The sequence below is a fragment of the Pseudoalteromonas sp. 2CM28B genome (genome assembly GCF_023161935.1).
In genome coordinates this window covers 151,611-167,155 of record NZ_JALNTH010000003.1, presented here as the reverse complement: position 1 = coordinate 167,155, position 15,545 = coordinate 151,611, and the positions used below count along the sequence as shown (strand labels likewise).

Below are 15,545 nucleotides of genomic sequence, written 5' to 3'. Positions count from 1 at the left end.
AATTATTTAGTGCTAAACCCCTTTTATGAATACATTTTTATGCTACATTAGTACTAAGAATGCAGTAAGGGGTTTATTTTGAAGTTAATTTTTGGATCTATTTTAATTGTTGTTGCAGGTTTTTCAGTAAATAAATATGTTTTTTCTAGTAAAGCTTATGATGGAGTAGCGACGATTACTGACTTAGTCGCAAATTACCCTGTCGATTTATTTGAATTTAAGCAAACCATGCATGGCTACGCACACCACTTATGCTATAAAAATGAAGAGCGCTTAACGCGCCAAAACGTAACTACGTCAGATTGCATTTCAAATCACGACGACAAACAAAGTGAATGTGAAAATAAAGTATTTAGGTTGGCGCCACTAAGCTTAGAAACCAAAGCTGAGATACTTGATTATTCAAAGCAATATACAGAATGTACGTTGCCGTATAAGCGTATTATGGGCTAATGCCTATTAGTAATTCCCTAATTATTTTTGAAGGGTAAACCTAGTGTTAGCTTTGTTTAAAAATTTCATTTACGCGAAGGTGAGGGCAGTGAATAGGGCAATATAAGTGCCATTAGCGATAATAGCTAAATAACGTTTTTTTATTCATCAAAACGTTTTATCATCTTTGAACAATCATTTAATTAAACTATTTAGAAACGTTTTAACTATAAGCGCCAACATAATGTTAGCGCTTATAAAAAGTGTACAATTATTTTAAGCGGATAGATTTGGCTTCTATGTCTATCAAGCCTTGCTTAAATAAACCACCAATAGCTTTTTTGTAGTTAGCTTTACTGGTTGAAAATACTTTTTTGATAAGCTCAGGCTCAGATTTATCACCAATGGCTAGTATGCCGCCTTCGTTTTTAAGCTTTTCCATTATTTTATCGCCAAGTTCACTTACTTTACCCATGCCTGGCTTTTCAAGTATAACGTCGATTTTTCCGTCTTCTCGTACTTTTTGAACAAACCCTTTAAGCTTTTGCCCTACAAATAAGTTTTTAAATACCATGTTGTAAAAAACAACCCCAAAGTGAGACTCTTCAATAAGCACTTTGTAGCCAATATCTGTTTTACCAGCAACAATTAAATCAACTTCTTGAAGATGTGTGTACTCAGGCTCATCTTTTGATAAAAAGCGATTAAAGTTGCTTGATGCACAAATACGTTGGCTCGCATTATCTAAATATAAGCGAACTAAGTAAGAATGACCTTCTTGCATACGTGGTTTTTGCTCGTTAAATGGAGCTAAAACATCTTTCTCAAGACCCCAATCTAAAAAAGCGCCAATGCTATTTATTTCTTTAACACGAAGCAGCGCGTATTCGCCTACTTGGGCATGAGGTTTTTTTACTGTTGCTGTAGGTAAATTGGCGTTATCTAAAAAGATAAAAACGCTTATGCTATCGCCAACTTCAAGTTCATCTTTAATTTCGTGTTTTGGTAAAAACACTTCCCCTAAATCGTGGCCATCAAGGTAAGCACCTTCATTGCTCACTTCTTTTACAAATAAGGTTTGTGTTGTTCCTAGGTAACTCATAATTATTCCTGCTCAGGCTTTTTTTTACGGCGCATTGGTGAATTGCCATCAATGTTCATCGGGGCTTTTATAGGTGCAGCTGGTTTTTTAGGTTTTGCCTTGCGTTTAACTTGCGGCTTTTTCACCTGTGCAACTTTTTTAGTTTTTACAGCGGCTGTTGCAGGCTTTTTCTCTTTTATACCTTTAAATTTAGCTTTAAGGCCATCAACGCTTGCAAAAACCAGCTCGTCGTTCAAAAACGACTTAATTGCTAAGTAGCTTGCCCAGTCTTTAGGGCCTACTAGCGATAATGCATTACCTTTAAATCCGGCGCGGCCTGTACGACCTATACGGTGTACATACTCTTCAGCGTGTTTTGGTAAATCAAAATTGATTACGTGTGTTACACTTAATAAGTCCAATCCTCGCGAAGCGACATCAGTGGTGATCAAAATCTTAAAGTTTTCGCGGCTAAACGAGTCCATGATCTCTAGGCGTTTGCTCTGTGTTAAATCGCCAGCTAAAGCCACCGATTTAAAACCTTTTGCATTTAATGCTTCACTTAAACGGCTGGTATCGGCACGGGTTGCTGTAAATATAATACATTGGCCAACATCATCTTGTTTTAAAAAATGCTCAAGTAACGCTTCTTTATGATCAAGGTGATCGGCTAAATAGAGCGTTTGTTTAATATCACTGTGTTGCTCGTTTGCGGCGCTCAGTGTAATTTGTTTTGGCTTTTTTAATAAATTACGCGATAGGGCATCTACGTGAGCGTGATCTAGTGTCGCTGAAAACAACAATGTTTGGCGCAAGCGGTGATTAGCTTGCTCGTTAATCATTTTCAGCTGTTCAGTAAAACCTAAGTCTAAAATACGGTCGGCTTCATCAAAAATTAATAGCTCTAACCCACTTAATTGTAATGAGCGTTTTGTGATGTGATCGGCCAAACGCCCTGGGGTTGCCACAACAAAGTGCGGGTCGTTACGAAGGGCTTTAATTTGATCGTTAAAGTTCTCGCCACCGAGTATTTTTACAGCTTTAATGTTTGTGCCCGCAATTAATAAACGCAATTGCGTAAATACTTGCGTTGCAAGCTCACGGGTTGGTGCAACGATGAGGACACGTGGATCGCGTTTACTGAGCGCTTTTTGTTTCATAACTCGCTGAACAGCAGGTAATAAAAACGCTAATGTTTTGCCCGACCCAGTTTTAGACTGAGCAAAAATGTCATGCCCTGCAAGTGCGGTAGGCACTGCATGTGCTTGAATATCTGTGGGCTGGGTGATCCCTTGATGTGCTAATTGTGTTTCAAGGCGAGTATCAATCCCAAGATCAGTAAAGTGCAAAGTCGTGTTCTCCAATGTGCAACTTAAATTAATGGCCGCATTATAGCTTACACAAGGGTTATGCCGACAGTAAAAACCATTCTAACGCGCTATTTTTTGCAATTAATTATAAAAAGCGTAAAATACGCGCCCCATATGCGCCGGATTTACGATTCGGTAAACGCCACTTAAGGCTATCAAAGCAAAATAGGAAGTAAAATGACTGCTGTTCATAAAGATGATGTAACAAACGAGCACTTTGTAGTGTGTGCAATGTACAAATTTGTAGGTTTGCCAAATTTTGAAGCGCTACGTAAACCTCTTTTAGATGTGATGGAAGCAAACGAAGTACGCGGTACTTTATTGCTTGCGGCTGAAGGTATTAACGGTACTGTATCAGCTAAGCGCGAAGGAATAGATAACTTACTTGCGTGGTTAGACACACAAGAAAACCTAAAAGACATAGTGACTAAAGAATCATTCGATGATGAATGCCCGTTTTACCGCACTAAAGTAAAGCTAAAAAACGAAATTGTTACTATGGGCGTTGAAGGGGTTGACCCACTAAAAGTAGTGGGAAGCTATGTTAAGCCTAAAGAGTGGAATGCATTAATATCAGACCCTGAAGTGATTTTGATTGATACACGTAACGATTACGAAATTGAAATTGGCACTTTTCAAAATGCAGTCGATCCTAATACCAAAACTTTCCGAGAGTTCCCTCAGTGGGCTAAAGAGAATTTAGACCCAGAAAAACACAAAAAAGTTGCCATGTTTTGTACCGGTGGTATTCGCTGCGAAAAATCAACGGCTTACATGAAAGAGCAAGGGTTTGATGAAGTTTACCACCTTGAAGGCGGTATTTTAAAATACCTAGAAGAAGTGCCAAAAGAAGAAACAATGTGGGAAGGCGAGTGTTTTGTTTTTGATAATCGTGTAGCAGTAAATCATGATTTACAAAAAGGCTCTTACGATCAATGTCATGCGTGTCGTATGCCGATTACAGAAGAAGAAAAGCAAAAGCCAGAATACATGGAAGGTGTTTCGTGTCATCACTGTATCGACAATGTAACTGATGAGCAACGTGCTCGTTTTGCTGAGCGTCAAAAGCAAATAGAATTAGCACAAGCACGTGGTGAAGGGCACATTGGTAATGAAGCGCAAGCGGTTTTACAACAACGTAAAGAAGCTAAAAAAGCACAAAAAGAAGCCCAGCGCGGTAAATAATCTTTAACTACCTATTATCTACATAGCCCAGTTTATACTGGGCTTTTTTATTTATATAGCCACTTTTTAGTTTAATCCTGCCTGTATTTATATAAATTCTTAGTCTTTAGGCGCCTTTATCAAAGATTAATTGGTATTACCAATTTAATTTCATCTTGTAGTTTTGCTAATTTATCGTTCTATCCTACCTATTGATCAATCAGCTGTTAGACTTCGTAAGGTAATGGAAATAATAATTAATTAAGGTGTTACTTTGAAATCGCAAAACCTTTTAATCGGTGTGCTTAGTTCTCTGCTGTTTTTCAGCCTTCCTGTAATGAGCGCGAACGTTGTTGTACAAAAAATTGCCCTAGAAAGTGCAAAACAACAAGTGCAAGCGGTAGGAAATACAGAGGCAATACATTCGGTTGTAATGTACCCTGCAGTAGGCGATAGAGTAACAGGCGTTTTTTTTAAGCCAGGTGATAAAGTAAAAAAAGGCGATACTTTACTCGAACTTGATTCTCGTAGGCAAAAAGCAGCGCTTGATGAGGCTAAAATTAAACTTGCCGACACCCAGCGAATACTAAAACGATTAGAACAAAGTCAGGCCAAAGGCGCAGTGCCTAAAAGCGATGTTGATGATGCTAAAACCGTTGTAGAGCTTGCCAAAGTCACCCTCATACAGGCTCAAACTGAGCTTGAAGACAGAAAAGTAATTGCGCCGATAAATGGCATTATGGGTTTAACAGATGTTGAGGTAGGCGATAGAATAACCGAGCAAACACCCATTGCCACAATAGATGACACAACAAGCCTGTACATAAATTTTAACGCACCGGAGTCGGCTATCAGTATGCTGCGTAATAAAAGCAGCTTAACGGTGTTTCCTTGGCAATCAGACACTGCCATTAACGCTGATATTGCCTATTTAGACTCACGCGTAGACCCACAAACTCGTACTTTACGTGTTAAAGCCAAGCTAAATAATGAAAAACAACAATTTTTACCTGGTATGAGCTTTAGAGTACATATTGAAGTGTTAGGCGAGCATTTTGCTGCAGTTCCTGAGGCTTCATTACTGTGGGGGGCAACAGGCCCGTATGTATGGACCAGCGTTGATAAAAAAGCCACACGTGTTGATGTAAAAATAGAGCAGCGCTTGGCGGGGCGATTATTGGTTTCTGGGCCGTTAAATAAAGGCGATACTTTAGTAATTGAAGGGGTACAACGCTTACGTGCAGGCCAAGAGCTAAGCTTTAATTTACCCGCGCAAGACACGCAGGAGTAGGTATGAAACAGCAACCTATGATGCAAGACTTACCCTCAATGGCGATTCGCCGCCCAGTACTTATTGTGGTGCTTAACTTATTAATTATTATTGCAGGTATTGCCGCTATTGCGGGTGTTGAAGTAAGAGAACTTCCAGATGTAGATAGACCACGTATTACGGTTTCGGCGCCATTTCCTGGTGGCTCGCCTGAGACCGTTGATACCGAAGTAACCAGCAAATTAGAAGGCGCAGTAGCGCGTGTAAGTGGCGTTAAATCGATACGCGCACAAAGTGAAGAGGGAAATGCACGTATTGTGGTCGAATTTAGACCAGGCATAAATTTAGATGACGCCGCGAATGAAACGCGAGAGTCTGTTGCACGTGTAGAGCGAGACCTTCCAGAGGAGGTCGAGCGTGTTTCTATTATTAAAGCCGACAACGACGCCGAAGCAGTTGTGTCTCTGACTGTTTCAAGTGAAAGTTTATCGCTTGAAGCACTTACCGAGCGTGTAAATGTTGACTTAGCGCCGCAATTTTTAACTATTCCGGGTGTCGCAGATGTACGCTTAAACGGAGATAGAGAACGCGTATTAAGAGTACGAATAGACCCGCTAAAACTAAGTAGCTTTAATTTAACAGTGCCCGATGTAGCACAAGTGCTTAGCCAAGCACCGTTTGATGTGCCAGCAGGGAGTTTAAAGTCAAACGATCAGCAAATTATTGTACGTGCCGATGCAACCTCTATTACTCCAGAGCAAGTTGGCGATATTATAATACAAGGCGATACCCGAATTAGTGATATTGCGGCTGTGTATTTTGGCCCTGCCGATCCGCGCTCTATGGTAAGGCTAAACGGTAAGCCCGTTATTGGTATGGAAATTATTCGACAAGCACAATCAAATACAATTGAAATATCAGATGAAGTGCTCAAGCTTATTACAAGCATGCAAACGCGCTTTCCAGAAATGGAATTTACACTTACCTCCGATGACGCACAATTTATAAGAAGTTCAGTAGATGAAGTAATTTACTCTTTATTACTTACAGTATTGTTAGTGGTTGTCACTTTGTGGGTATTTATTGGCTCTTGGCGCGCCACTTTAGTGCCTGCTTTTGCTATTCCTGTTGCCTTAATAGGGTCTTTAGCACTTATATGGGCACTGGGTTTTTCAATAAATATTTTAACCTTGTTGGCGCTTGTATTAGCCACAGGCTTAATTGTTGATGATGCCATAGTAGTAAGTGAAAATATTCAGCGCCAGCGGGGGCTAGGTTTAGGGCGTCGGGCAGCTGCTGTAATAGGCACGCGCGAGGTATTTTTTGCTGTTGTAGCAACCACGGCTGTACTTGCTGCTGTATTTATACCTATTGCGTTTTTACCCTCTACTGCGGGTCGCTTATTTAGAGAGTTTGGTGGAGTACTTGCCGGTGCGGTAATTATATCAAGCTTTGTGGCACTTTCATTAGTGCCAGCTCTTACCTCCAAATTAAAGTTAAAGCAGGGCGGTTTTCACCCATTTGCTAAACTAGGCCATTGGTTGGGTGGTATTTATACAAAAACAATTCATAAAGTGCTTAACCATGCATGGATTACGTTTGCGCTCTGTTTATTGGTTGCAGTAGGCTCAGGGGCGTTGTACGCCAGTTTAGACAGCGAGCTTTTACCCACAGAAGACCGAGGAAAAATTCGTATATTTGCACGTGGCCCAGATGGTGTAGGGCTTAACTTTATGGATAGGCAAGCGATAAAAATGGAAGATATTTTACTTCCGTTTGTCGATAGCGGCGAAATTGAGTCTATTTATACTGTGGTAGGTCAATGGGACCCTAATATTGTGTTTATTACTGTGCCATTAAAGCATTGGGATGAGCGCCATTTTAGCCAACAAGAAATTATTAATAAGATACGCCAGCCACTTGGCGATATTCCAGGGGCACCGGCTTACCCAGGTGGGGCTAATAGTTTAAATCTACGTGGTCAAGGGGGAGGCGTTGAAATCGCGCTGCTTGGGCAAGATTATTTGCAAATATTTAAAGCGGCTCAGCAGTTTTCTGCGGCATTAGAAAAAGCCGTTCCTGAGGTGGCACCTGTGCGTATTTCTTATCAGCCATCGCAACCACAGCTTAGAGTAAATATAGACAGACGCCGTGCACAAGAGCTCGGTGTATCGCTAAACGACATTGCCATTACCTTGCGCGCAGCAATAAATGGCGACGATGTAGAAGATTTAAACATTGGCGATCAGTCTGTGCCAATTATGCTCCAAGCGCAAAACCAAACCATAAACAGTCCAAGTGATTTGGCTAATTTATACATCAGAGCGGGTAATAGCAGTTTAGTACCGTTAAGTAGTGTGGCCTATATTTCTGAAGAAGGGGTGGCTGCAGAGCTTGAACGTCATGCCCAGCGCCGCTCAATAGAGCTCAGTATGGAGTTGCCAGAATCGTTAACCATTGCTGCTTTAGTAGAGCAAATAAAAACGGTGTCTGAGCAATCGTTAGAGCCAGGTATTGCACTTGCGTTTAAAGGCGAAGCGCTAACGTATGAAGAAACATCCAGCGAAGTACTTGTAACTTATGTACTTGCTTTTTTAATTGTATTTTTAGTATTGGCTGCTCAATTTGAAAATGTAAATAGTGCCATTGTGGTTATGATAACCGTTCCCTTTGGTATTACCTCGGCCATATTAGCGCTTTATTTAACCGGCACGTCGTTAAATATTTACTCTCAAATTGGTTTAGTGATGCTGATAGGCTTAATCGCTAAAAACGCAATTTTGCTTGTTGAATTTGCAGACCAATTACGCGATCAAGGTTTAACGGTCAGAAAAGCCGTCGAGCGAGCTGCGCTGGTACGTTTACGCCCAATTACGATGACCCTTATATCTACATTACTTGGAGCATTGCCGTTAATTCTATCTTCGGGCGCAGGGGCTGAGGCCCGAAATGCAATTGGCTGGGTGGTGTTTGGCGGCTTAGCACTTGCGGTGTTGTTTACGCTTTATCTTACTCCGGTAATTTACTTAGGCTTAGCACGCTTTACCACGCCAAGGGGGGATGAATCTAAGCAGCTCGCACAAGAGCTTGAAAAAATAGACTAACCTTAAAGCCATGCCCAGCAACGTTTTTAAATTAAAAGTCTGCTGGGTGTGGTTATGGCTTGATTGGCACTACTTGTTTGTTAAGATAGCCACTTAAGCATATACATGCCTTTTTGTGTGGCCACAAGGAATCCCCAATGCAAGCCGAACAAGTTGAAATTGCGCAGTTTTTAGCGCAGCACCCGCCATTTGATGACTTACCGACAAACGCTTTAAACGAGCTTGCGCAACAAGTTGAGGTAGCTTACTACCGCTCGCAAACTGATATTTTAACGTTAGGCCAAGACATCGCTGATTTATTTATAATTCGCAGTGGCTCTGTGGAAATTTATCGTCGTAATAATGAGCTTTATAACCGCTTAGATGTGGGCGGTATTTTTGGCCAAATGGGCTTGTTGATGAATCGTAAAGTGCGCTTTCCTGCAAAGGCACTCGAAGACACCCTAGTGTATTGTATAAATTTTACGCTGTTTAACCGTTTTTGTGACGAGTTTGACGGCTTTGCAGATTATTTTGAAGCCGATGGCAATGTACGCCTTCGCCAAGCGTTAGTTGAGCAAGCCGACAGCAACGATTTAACAACCGCCAAAGTTAAATCGCTCATTCATCGCGATGTGGTAACGCTAAGCACTCAAACCACCATACAAGATGTGGCTAAAGTAATGACAGAAGAAGCGGTATCTTCTGTGTTAGTTACCGATTTAGACAAACCAATAAGCGACGACCCAGAAGAAGACGATGGGCAAATAGTAGGCATTATTACCGACCGCGATATACGCACAAAAGTGGTAGCCGAAGGCCTAGGGCTTGATGTTACCGCAGATAAAATTATGTCGACTAATCTTGTACTGCTTGATTCAAATGCCTATGTATTTGAAGCCGTCCTTGCCATGCTGCGCGACAACTTGCACCACTTACCTGTGGTACAAAAGCGCCGACCTATTGGGGTTATTTCACTATCCGATATTTTAAGGTACGAGTCGCAAAGTAGTTTACTCTTGGTACGCGGTATTTTAGCGCAGCAAACCATTGAAGATTTAGCACATTACGCGCGCCAGCTGCCCAATGTATTTGTACGTATGGTAAACGAAGATGCTAATTCACATATGATTGGTACGGCAATGGCGGTAATAGGGCGTACTTTTAAACAGCGCTTATTAGTACTGGCTGAAGAAAAATATGGACCGCCGCCAGTACCTTACTGTTTTATAGCGTTAGGCTCTATGGCGCGAGACGAACAACTTATTGTAACAGATCAAGATAACGCGCTTATTTTGGATGACAATTACGATGATGAAAAACACAACGAGTACTTTCAAAATATTTCTGATTTTGTGTGTGATGGCTTAGCGCAATGTGGTTATACCTATTGCAGCGGCGAAATTATGGCCTCGTTCAAAAAATGGCGTAAAACACGCTCGCAATGGTTTGATCAATTCTCACAGTGGATAGCCTTACCTAAACCACAAGCCCTACTTAACAGCTCAATATTTTTTGATTTAGATGGGGTGTGGGGTAAAACAAAATGGGCCGACGAGCTTAAAATTTTTATTGCTAAGCAAAGTAAACAAAACCGTGTGTTTTTAGCAAATATGGCTGCCAATGCCCGAAACCGCACACCGCCACTTGGGTTTTTTAAAGGCTTTGTGCTTGAGCATAACGGCCAGCACAAGCGCTCAATGAACTTAAAACGCAGAGGCACCGCGCCGCTTTCTGATGTGATAAGAGTGCATGCACTGGCGATAGGCTCTCGTAAGCAAAATTCGTTTGAACGCCTTGAAGATATTATTGAATCGCGCCTGTTACCTGAGGGTAAAGCACAAGATTTACGTGACGCGTTAGAATACATTGCCATGATGCGAATTCGCCATCAAGCATGGCAAATAGAGCAAGAAGAAGAGCCCGATAACGACATAGACCCGCATTTACTTTCGCCGTTTGAGCAACGCAACTTAAAAGAAGCGTTTGCCATACTCGAAAAAGCACAAAGCTACTTAAAGTTTAGTTACTCAGCTAATGCGGGTGTTAAGTAACGAATGGCTAAGCAATCGTATTTTGACTGGCAGGCTCATTATAAAACACTGGCTAACAACGCTAAAAATGAGCATTTAAAAGCGTTTTATCAGCACGCTTATGGTGATACGCACACGCCCATAAAAGACATTTCGTTTGTGGCTCTTGATTTTGAGACAACCGGTCTAAATAGTGAGGTAGACGATATAGTCAGTATTGGCTTAGTCCCTTTTACTATGCAAAGAGTGTACTGCACACATGCTAAGCATTGGGTAGTGCAGCCTCGTAAAAGCTTAAGCGAGGAGTCGATTGTTATTCATGGTATTACGCATTCAGAAGTGGATGATGCTCCCGATTTAACCTCTCGACTAGGGCCGCTACTTAATGCACTTAGTGGTAAAGTCGTGGTGGTGCATTATGCAGCGATAGAGCGGCACTTTCTAAACAATGCATTACTTGCGAGAATTAACGAAGGGATCCAGTTTGCATTAGTCGATACCATGGAAATTGAGCAACGAGCGTTGCGCGCCCGCCAAGGCTTAATAGGGCGTTTGTTTAATCAAAAGGTAGGCTCACTGAGACTCACAGATTGCCGCAGTCGATACTCTTTGCCTGCTTATCATAATCACAATGCGCTAACTGATGCATTAGCCACAGCAGAGCTGTTGATTGCACAGCTGCAATACCATTACCGCGATGATACGCCATTGGCTGAATTACTAAGTTAAATCTATTTTTAAATTTTAGCGAGTGCAATACAGAGTTAAATTATTAAAAAGCGTTTAGCTTAGCTAATAAAAAACGCCGCATATTACGCGGCGTTTTTTTAGTTTACTGGCAAGCGACTAATTATTTAACAGCGCGAGGCTCAGTACGTAATCCTAATAATAGGCTTACACACATTAGTAGTAACACTAAAGTAAACGGAAGACCTGTTGAAACAGCACCCGCTTGTAATGCTTGAATCGCCTCTGTACCGCCAATCCATAATAGAGCAGCAGCAATAGAGCCCTCAACCGTAGCCCAAAAGATGCGTTGTGGTACTGGCGCATCCACTTTACCACCTGCTGTAATTGAGTCGATAACTAATGAACCCGAGTCAGAAGAGGTAATGAAAAACACTAATACTAAAACCACAGCTAGGAACGAAAGCACGCTCGACATAGGTAGTTCGTCTAGCATTTGGAACATCGCCATAGGCACATCGGTTAAACCGTTTACGCCTAAGCTACCAACACCTTGAACAACTTGGTCTATTGCAATGCCGCCGTAAATAGACATCCATAAAATAGTAACCGCAGTAGGAATTAATAATACAGCGATTAAAAACTCTCTAATTGTACGACCACGAGAAACACGCGCAATAAACATACCTACAAACGGTGACCACGAAATCCACCATGCCCAGTAAAATACAGTCCAACCGTGCATCCATGTTTCGTCTTCTCGGCCATGTGGGTTGCTCAGTGGAATAATATTTTCAACATAACCCATAACCGTATTTGGTACGTTACCGATTGCCACGGCAAAGCCAACTAAACCAACAAACAGGAGTAAGGCAAATGCAATAAGCATGTTTATATTACTAAGGACCTTTACGCCGCCATCAATGCCGCGTACTACTGAGATAATAGCTAGTAAGGTAACGCCAATAATAACCAATAATTGTGCGCCTACGCCGCCATCAGTACCAAATACATGATTAATACCTGCAGAAGCCTGCTGTGCGCCTAAACCTAACGAGGTTGCAAGGCCAAACAAAGTGGCAAGCACGGCAAGAATATCAATAATATGACCAGGCCAGCCCCAAGCTCTGTCGCCTAATAGTGGATAAAAAATTGAACGGATTGATAAAGGAAGACCTTTATTATAAGTAAAAAACGCAAGCGAGAGCGCTACAACGGCATAAATAGCCCACGGGTGAAGACCCCAGTGAAACATGGTTGCACCCATTGCTACTTTTGCAGCCTCTGGCGTATTTGCGGTTACATTAAGTGGGGTTTCGTACCAGCCGGTAAAGTAAGCTACAGGCTCTGCAACACCCCAAAACATTAACCCAATACCCATACCTGCGGCAAATAACATGGCAAGCCATGACATACGCGAGTGCGTTGGTTTAGCACCTTCTCCACCTAAACGAATATTACCATAGGGCGATACAATTAATGCCAAACAAAATATAACAAAGAAGTTTGCTGCCCACATAAAAAACGCATCAAAGTTATTTATTATATCGAGCTTAATACCATCAAGTGTTGCTTTGGCTGTTTGCGCATCCGAAACGAGAATGGCGACTAAAAAGATGACAATCAAACCGGCACTAATACCAAAAACAGGATTATGTATATCAAATCCCCATTTTTGCACGTTATCTTGACCTACGGTGTAGTCCGTATTATCAATACTATACTTGTCATGATTTTCGCTCATGAATACCTCTTATGTTGTCCTAACAAGCCAGAGAGTTCCGGCATAACACTAAGTTAATTAGCCACAAAGTAAGTTGCATTATTTACAATAAAACTTATTTGAGGACTAACTAAATTAATCGCTGATCATACCCTTAATAGTGTATGAGTTAAATCGTAAATGTAAAACTATTTGGTTATATATGCCTGATTACTTAGCGCTAAAAGCTATTTATCACTAAAAAGATAAGCTATTGTTAATTCAGTGAGTGTTAAAAATTAGTTTGTTATTAAACTAAAATTAAAGCAGCGCCACCAAACTCGTTTAGTCGTTAATACATTAGTCTACGTTTTAAATGGGTAGAGGGTTCGATTTAATCATTATGTAACATGCATAAAGGTAAAATCTGGGGTAGGCTTTATTTAATCGCAAAGAGTGAAAAGGACTAACTTTAATATGCTAAACACGAAAACGAATGAAGCGCACAGTACTGAAAAAATACATGCTCAATTTCAGTCAATTCGCCAACATAGTCTTACACTTATAAAAAACCTCAGCGCAGAAGATTGCCAACTACAAGCAATGGATGATGCAAGCCCAATGAAATGGCACTTAGCTCACACCACGTGGTTTTTTGAAACATTTTTACTTGCTAAGTATTTGCCTAACTACACGCTCTTTGATGAACAATTTAAGGTGCTTTTTAACTCCTACTATAACGGCATAGGTGAGCAGTTTAAGCGTGCTAATAGAGGATGTTTATCTCGCCCCAGTTTAGAGGTGGTGTTGCGCTACAGAGCCTATGTTGATAATGCGCTAAACGAGCTGCTTCAATTAGGCACTAACCAAACACTGTGCAATATTATAGAACTTGGGCTGAATCATGAGCAGCAACATCAAGAGCTCATGCTAATGGATATTAAATATAATTTTTCGGTTAATCCAAGCTTTCCTGCCTACAGCCAAACCCCAAATAACTTAATAAAGGTGAGTGATTCGTTAGGCACTTTAAAATATACCGAATTTAGCCAAAGCATAACCAATATAGGGGCTGATGCTAAAAACGGCTTTTCGTACGATAACGAACAACCTAAACATCAGGCCCTTATCCATGCGTTTAGTTTTGCTAATCGATTAGTGACTAATAGAGAGTACTTACAATTTATAGAGGCGGGCGGGTATAAAAACCCTTCATTTTGGTTAAGTGATGGCTGGGCTAATATAAACACCGAGCAACTTAGTCACCCTTTATACTGGCAGTATATTGACGGGCAGTGGTTTGAATTTACTCTCTACGGACTGCAGCCTTTAAATTTAGATGCGCCAGTGAGCCATGTAAGTTATTTTGAAGCTGCAGCCTATGCTAATTTTGTAAATGCGCGCCTACCTACTGAGTTTGAATGGGAGTATGTAGCGCAGCAGCAAGCACTTAAGCAACAGCAAAACGATTTGCTTACGCCAAGTGTATGTAAAAACCCAGATGATATCTCGCAGTTAAGCGATACATGTTGGCAGTGGACTAATAGCGCCTATTTACCTTACCCAGGCTTTAAACCCTTTAGCGGAGCCGCAGGGGAATACAATGGTAAATTTATGAATAACCAAATGGTTTTGCGTGGCGGATGCGTGTTTACCCCAAAAGATCATTTAAGACAGACCTATCGTAACTTTTTTTATCCACACCAAGCGTGGATGTGCAGCGGCATAAGACTAGCAAAGGACATACTATGAGCCAAGTAACAGCAATTAATCAGCAATCAATAACCGATCTAGACTTTTTAAATGATGTATTACATGGACTTGCTCAACAGCAAAAGTCGCTGCCGTGTAAGTATTTTTACGATGATAAAGGGGCGGCTTTATTCGAGCAAATAACCTCATTGCAAGAGTACTATGTTACCCGTACTGAACTTGCCATATTAGAAGATTACTCAAAAGCTATCGCTAATAGACTGCCCGAGAACCTATCAATTATTGAGCCTGGCTGTGGCTCGGGTAAAAAGGTCGCGTATTTACTCGCCCATATGAGCAATGTAAAAACCTTTGTTCCTTTTGAAATATCATCAGAAATGCTTAATTACTCGTTAGCGCATTTATCACCGTTATTTCCGGAGCTGGCCATTACGCCATTGCTAGGTGATTTTACCCATAGTCAAATGGTTAAGCAGTTAACAAAAGACACCGCCTTAGACAGCCAAACAAATTTAGTTTATTTTCCAGGCTCTACACTGGGTAACTTTGCGCCAGTAAAAGCCATTGAAATAATGAATAATTTCCACCGTTTATGCGGTGTTGATGGCTATGTATTAATAGGTATTGATTTAGTAAAAGAGCGACAAGTGTTACTTGATGCTTACGATGACAAAGCCGGCATTACCGCCGCCTTTAATAAAAACTTGCTCCAGCGTATAAATAACGAATTAAATGGCACGTTTATTTTAGATAATTTTAAACACGAATCGCGATTTAACGAAGTGCACAGCCGCATTGAAATGCATTTAGTGAGCAAGTGTAATCAAAGCGTGGTCATTAACGATAAGCAAATAGACTTTGTAGCGGGAGAGAGTATTCACACTGAAAACTCGCACAAATATACGCTTGAGTCGTTTAAAAATCTTGCTGCTCAAGCTAATTTATCGCTTGAACAAACATGGCAAGACGAGAAAAGCTACTTTGCACTTTGCCTACTAAGGCCAATGTAA

General features: G+C 41.1%; 11 protein-coding genes. 8 read left to right on the top strand and 3 right to left on the bottom strand.

The features are described 5' to 3' along the window. Positions 1-78 precede the first annotated feature (78 nt). The gene (locus MTN96_RS05435; RefSeq protein WP_004587876.1) at positions 79-453 is read left to right on the top strand and encodes a hypothetical protein; all 375 of its coding nucleotides are present in this window, start codon (positions 79-81) and stop codon (positions 451-453) included. 250 nt (positions 454-703) lie between these two features. Here the strand turns inward: MTN96_RS05435 and MTN96_RS05430 are convergent, their stop codons facing one another. Both MTN96_RS05430 and MTN96_RS05425 read right to left on the bottom strand, forming a co-directional pair. After that, entirely contained in the window at positions 704-1,534 is an 831-nt protein-coding gene (locus tag MTN96_RS05430) for a S1 RNA-binding domain-containing protein (protein ID WP_248530915.1), read from the bottom strand. Between the two features lie 2 nt (positions 1,535-1,536). Further along, positions 1,537-2,862 (bottom strand): DEAD/DEAH box helicase, encoded by a 1,326-nt coding sequence (locus tag MTN96_RS05425; RefSeq protein ID WP_248530914.1) that lies wholly within the window; start codon positions 2,860-2,862, stop codon positions 1,537-1,539. Positions 2,863-3,060: 198 nt separating this feature from the next. On the opposite strand from MTN96_RS05425, the gene MTN96_RS05420 reads away from it, so the two are divergent. The 5 genes from MTN96_RS05420 to MTN96_RS05400 all read left to right on the top strand — a co-directional run bounded on the left by MTN96_RS05420 (position 3,061) and on the right by MTN96_RS05400 (position 11,162). Beyond that, positions 3,061-4,068, top strand: coding sequence for a rhodanese-related sulfurtransferase (locus MTN96_RS05420; protein ID WP_138685112.1), 1,008 nt, complete (start codon positions 3,061-3,063; stop codon positions 4,066-4,068). Between the two features lie 253 nt (positions 4,069-4,321). Beyond that, positions 4,322-5,338 (top strand): efflux RND transporter periplasmic adaptor subunit, encoded by a 1,017-nt coding sequence (locus MTN96_RS05415; protein WP_248530913.1) that lies wholly within the window; start codon positions 4,322-4,324, stop codon positions 5,336-5,338. 2 nt (positions 5,339-5,340) lie between these two features. Next, entirely contained in the window at positions 5,341-8,421 is a 3,081-nt protein-coding gene (locus MTN96_RS05410) for an efflux RND transporter permease subunit (RefSeq protein WP_248530912.1), read from the top strand. 137 nt (positions 8,422-8,558) lie between these two features. Continuing rightward, a complete protein-coding gene (locus MTN96_RS05405; RefSeq protein ID WP_004587882.1) occupies positions 8,559-10,454 on the top strand; it encodes a DUF294 nucleotidyltransferase-like domain-containing protein in 1,896 nt (631 codons plus the stop codon). Positions 10,455-10,457: 3 nt separating this feature from the next. Continuing rightward, entirely contained in the window at positions 10,458-11,162 is a 705-nt protein-coding gene (locus MTN96_RS05400; RefSeq protein WP_064385440.1) for a 3'-5' exonuclease, read from the top strand. A 121-nt stretch (positions 11,163-11,283) separates the two neighbouring features. On the opposite strand, the gene MTN96_RS05395 is transcribed toward MTN96_RS05400, so the two are convergent. Then, positions 11,284-12,864: a BCCT family transporter gene (locus tag MTN96_RS05395; protein ID WP_004587884.1), complete on the bottom strand. Its 1,581-nt coding sequence runs from the start codon at positions 12,862-12,864 to the stop codon at positions 11,284-11,286. Positions 12,865-13,299: 435 nt separating this feature from the next. Here MTN96_RS05395 and egtB point away from each other — a divergent pair, with 435 nt between their 5' ends. Together egtB and egtD are read left to right on the top strand one after the other, a co-directional pair. Further along, a complete protein-coding gene (egtB, locus tag MTN96_RS05390) occupies positions 13,300-14,574 on the top strand; it encodes an ergothioneine biosynthesis protein EgtB (RefSeq protein ID WP_024034106.1) in 1,275 nt (424 codons plus the stop codon). Then, positions 14,571-15,545, top strand: a complete 975-nt coding sequence (egtD, locus tag MTN96_RS05385; RefSeq protein WP_096041797.1) for an L-histidine N(alpha)-methyltransferase — start codon at positions 14,571-14,573, stop codon at positions 15,543-15,545. Before egtB ends, egtD begins: the two co-directional genes overlap by 4 nt.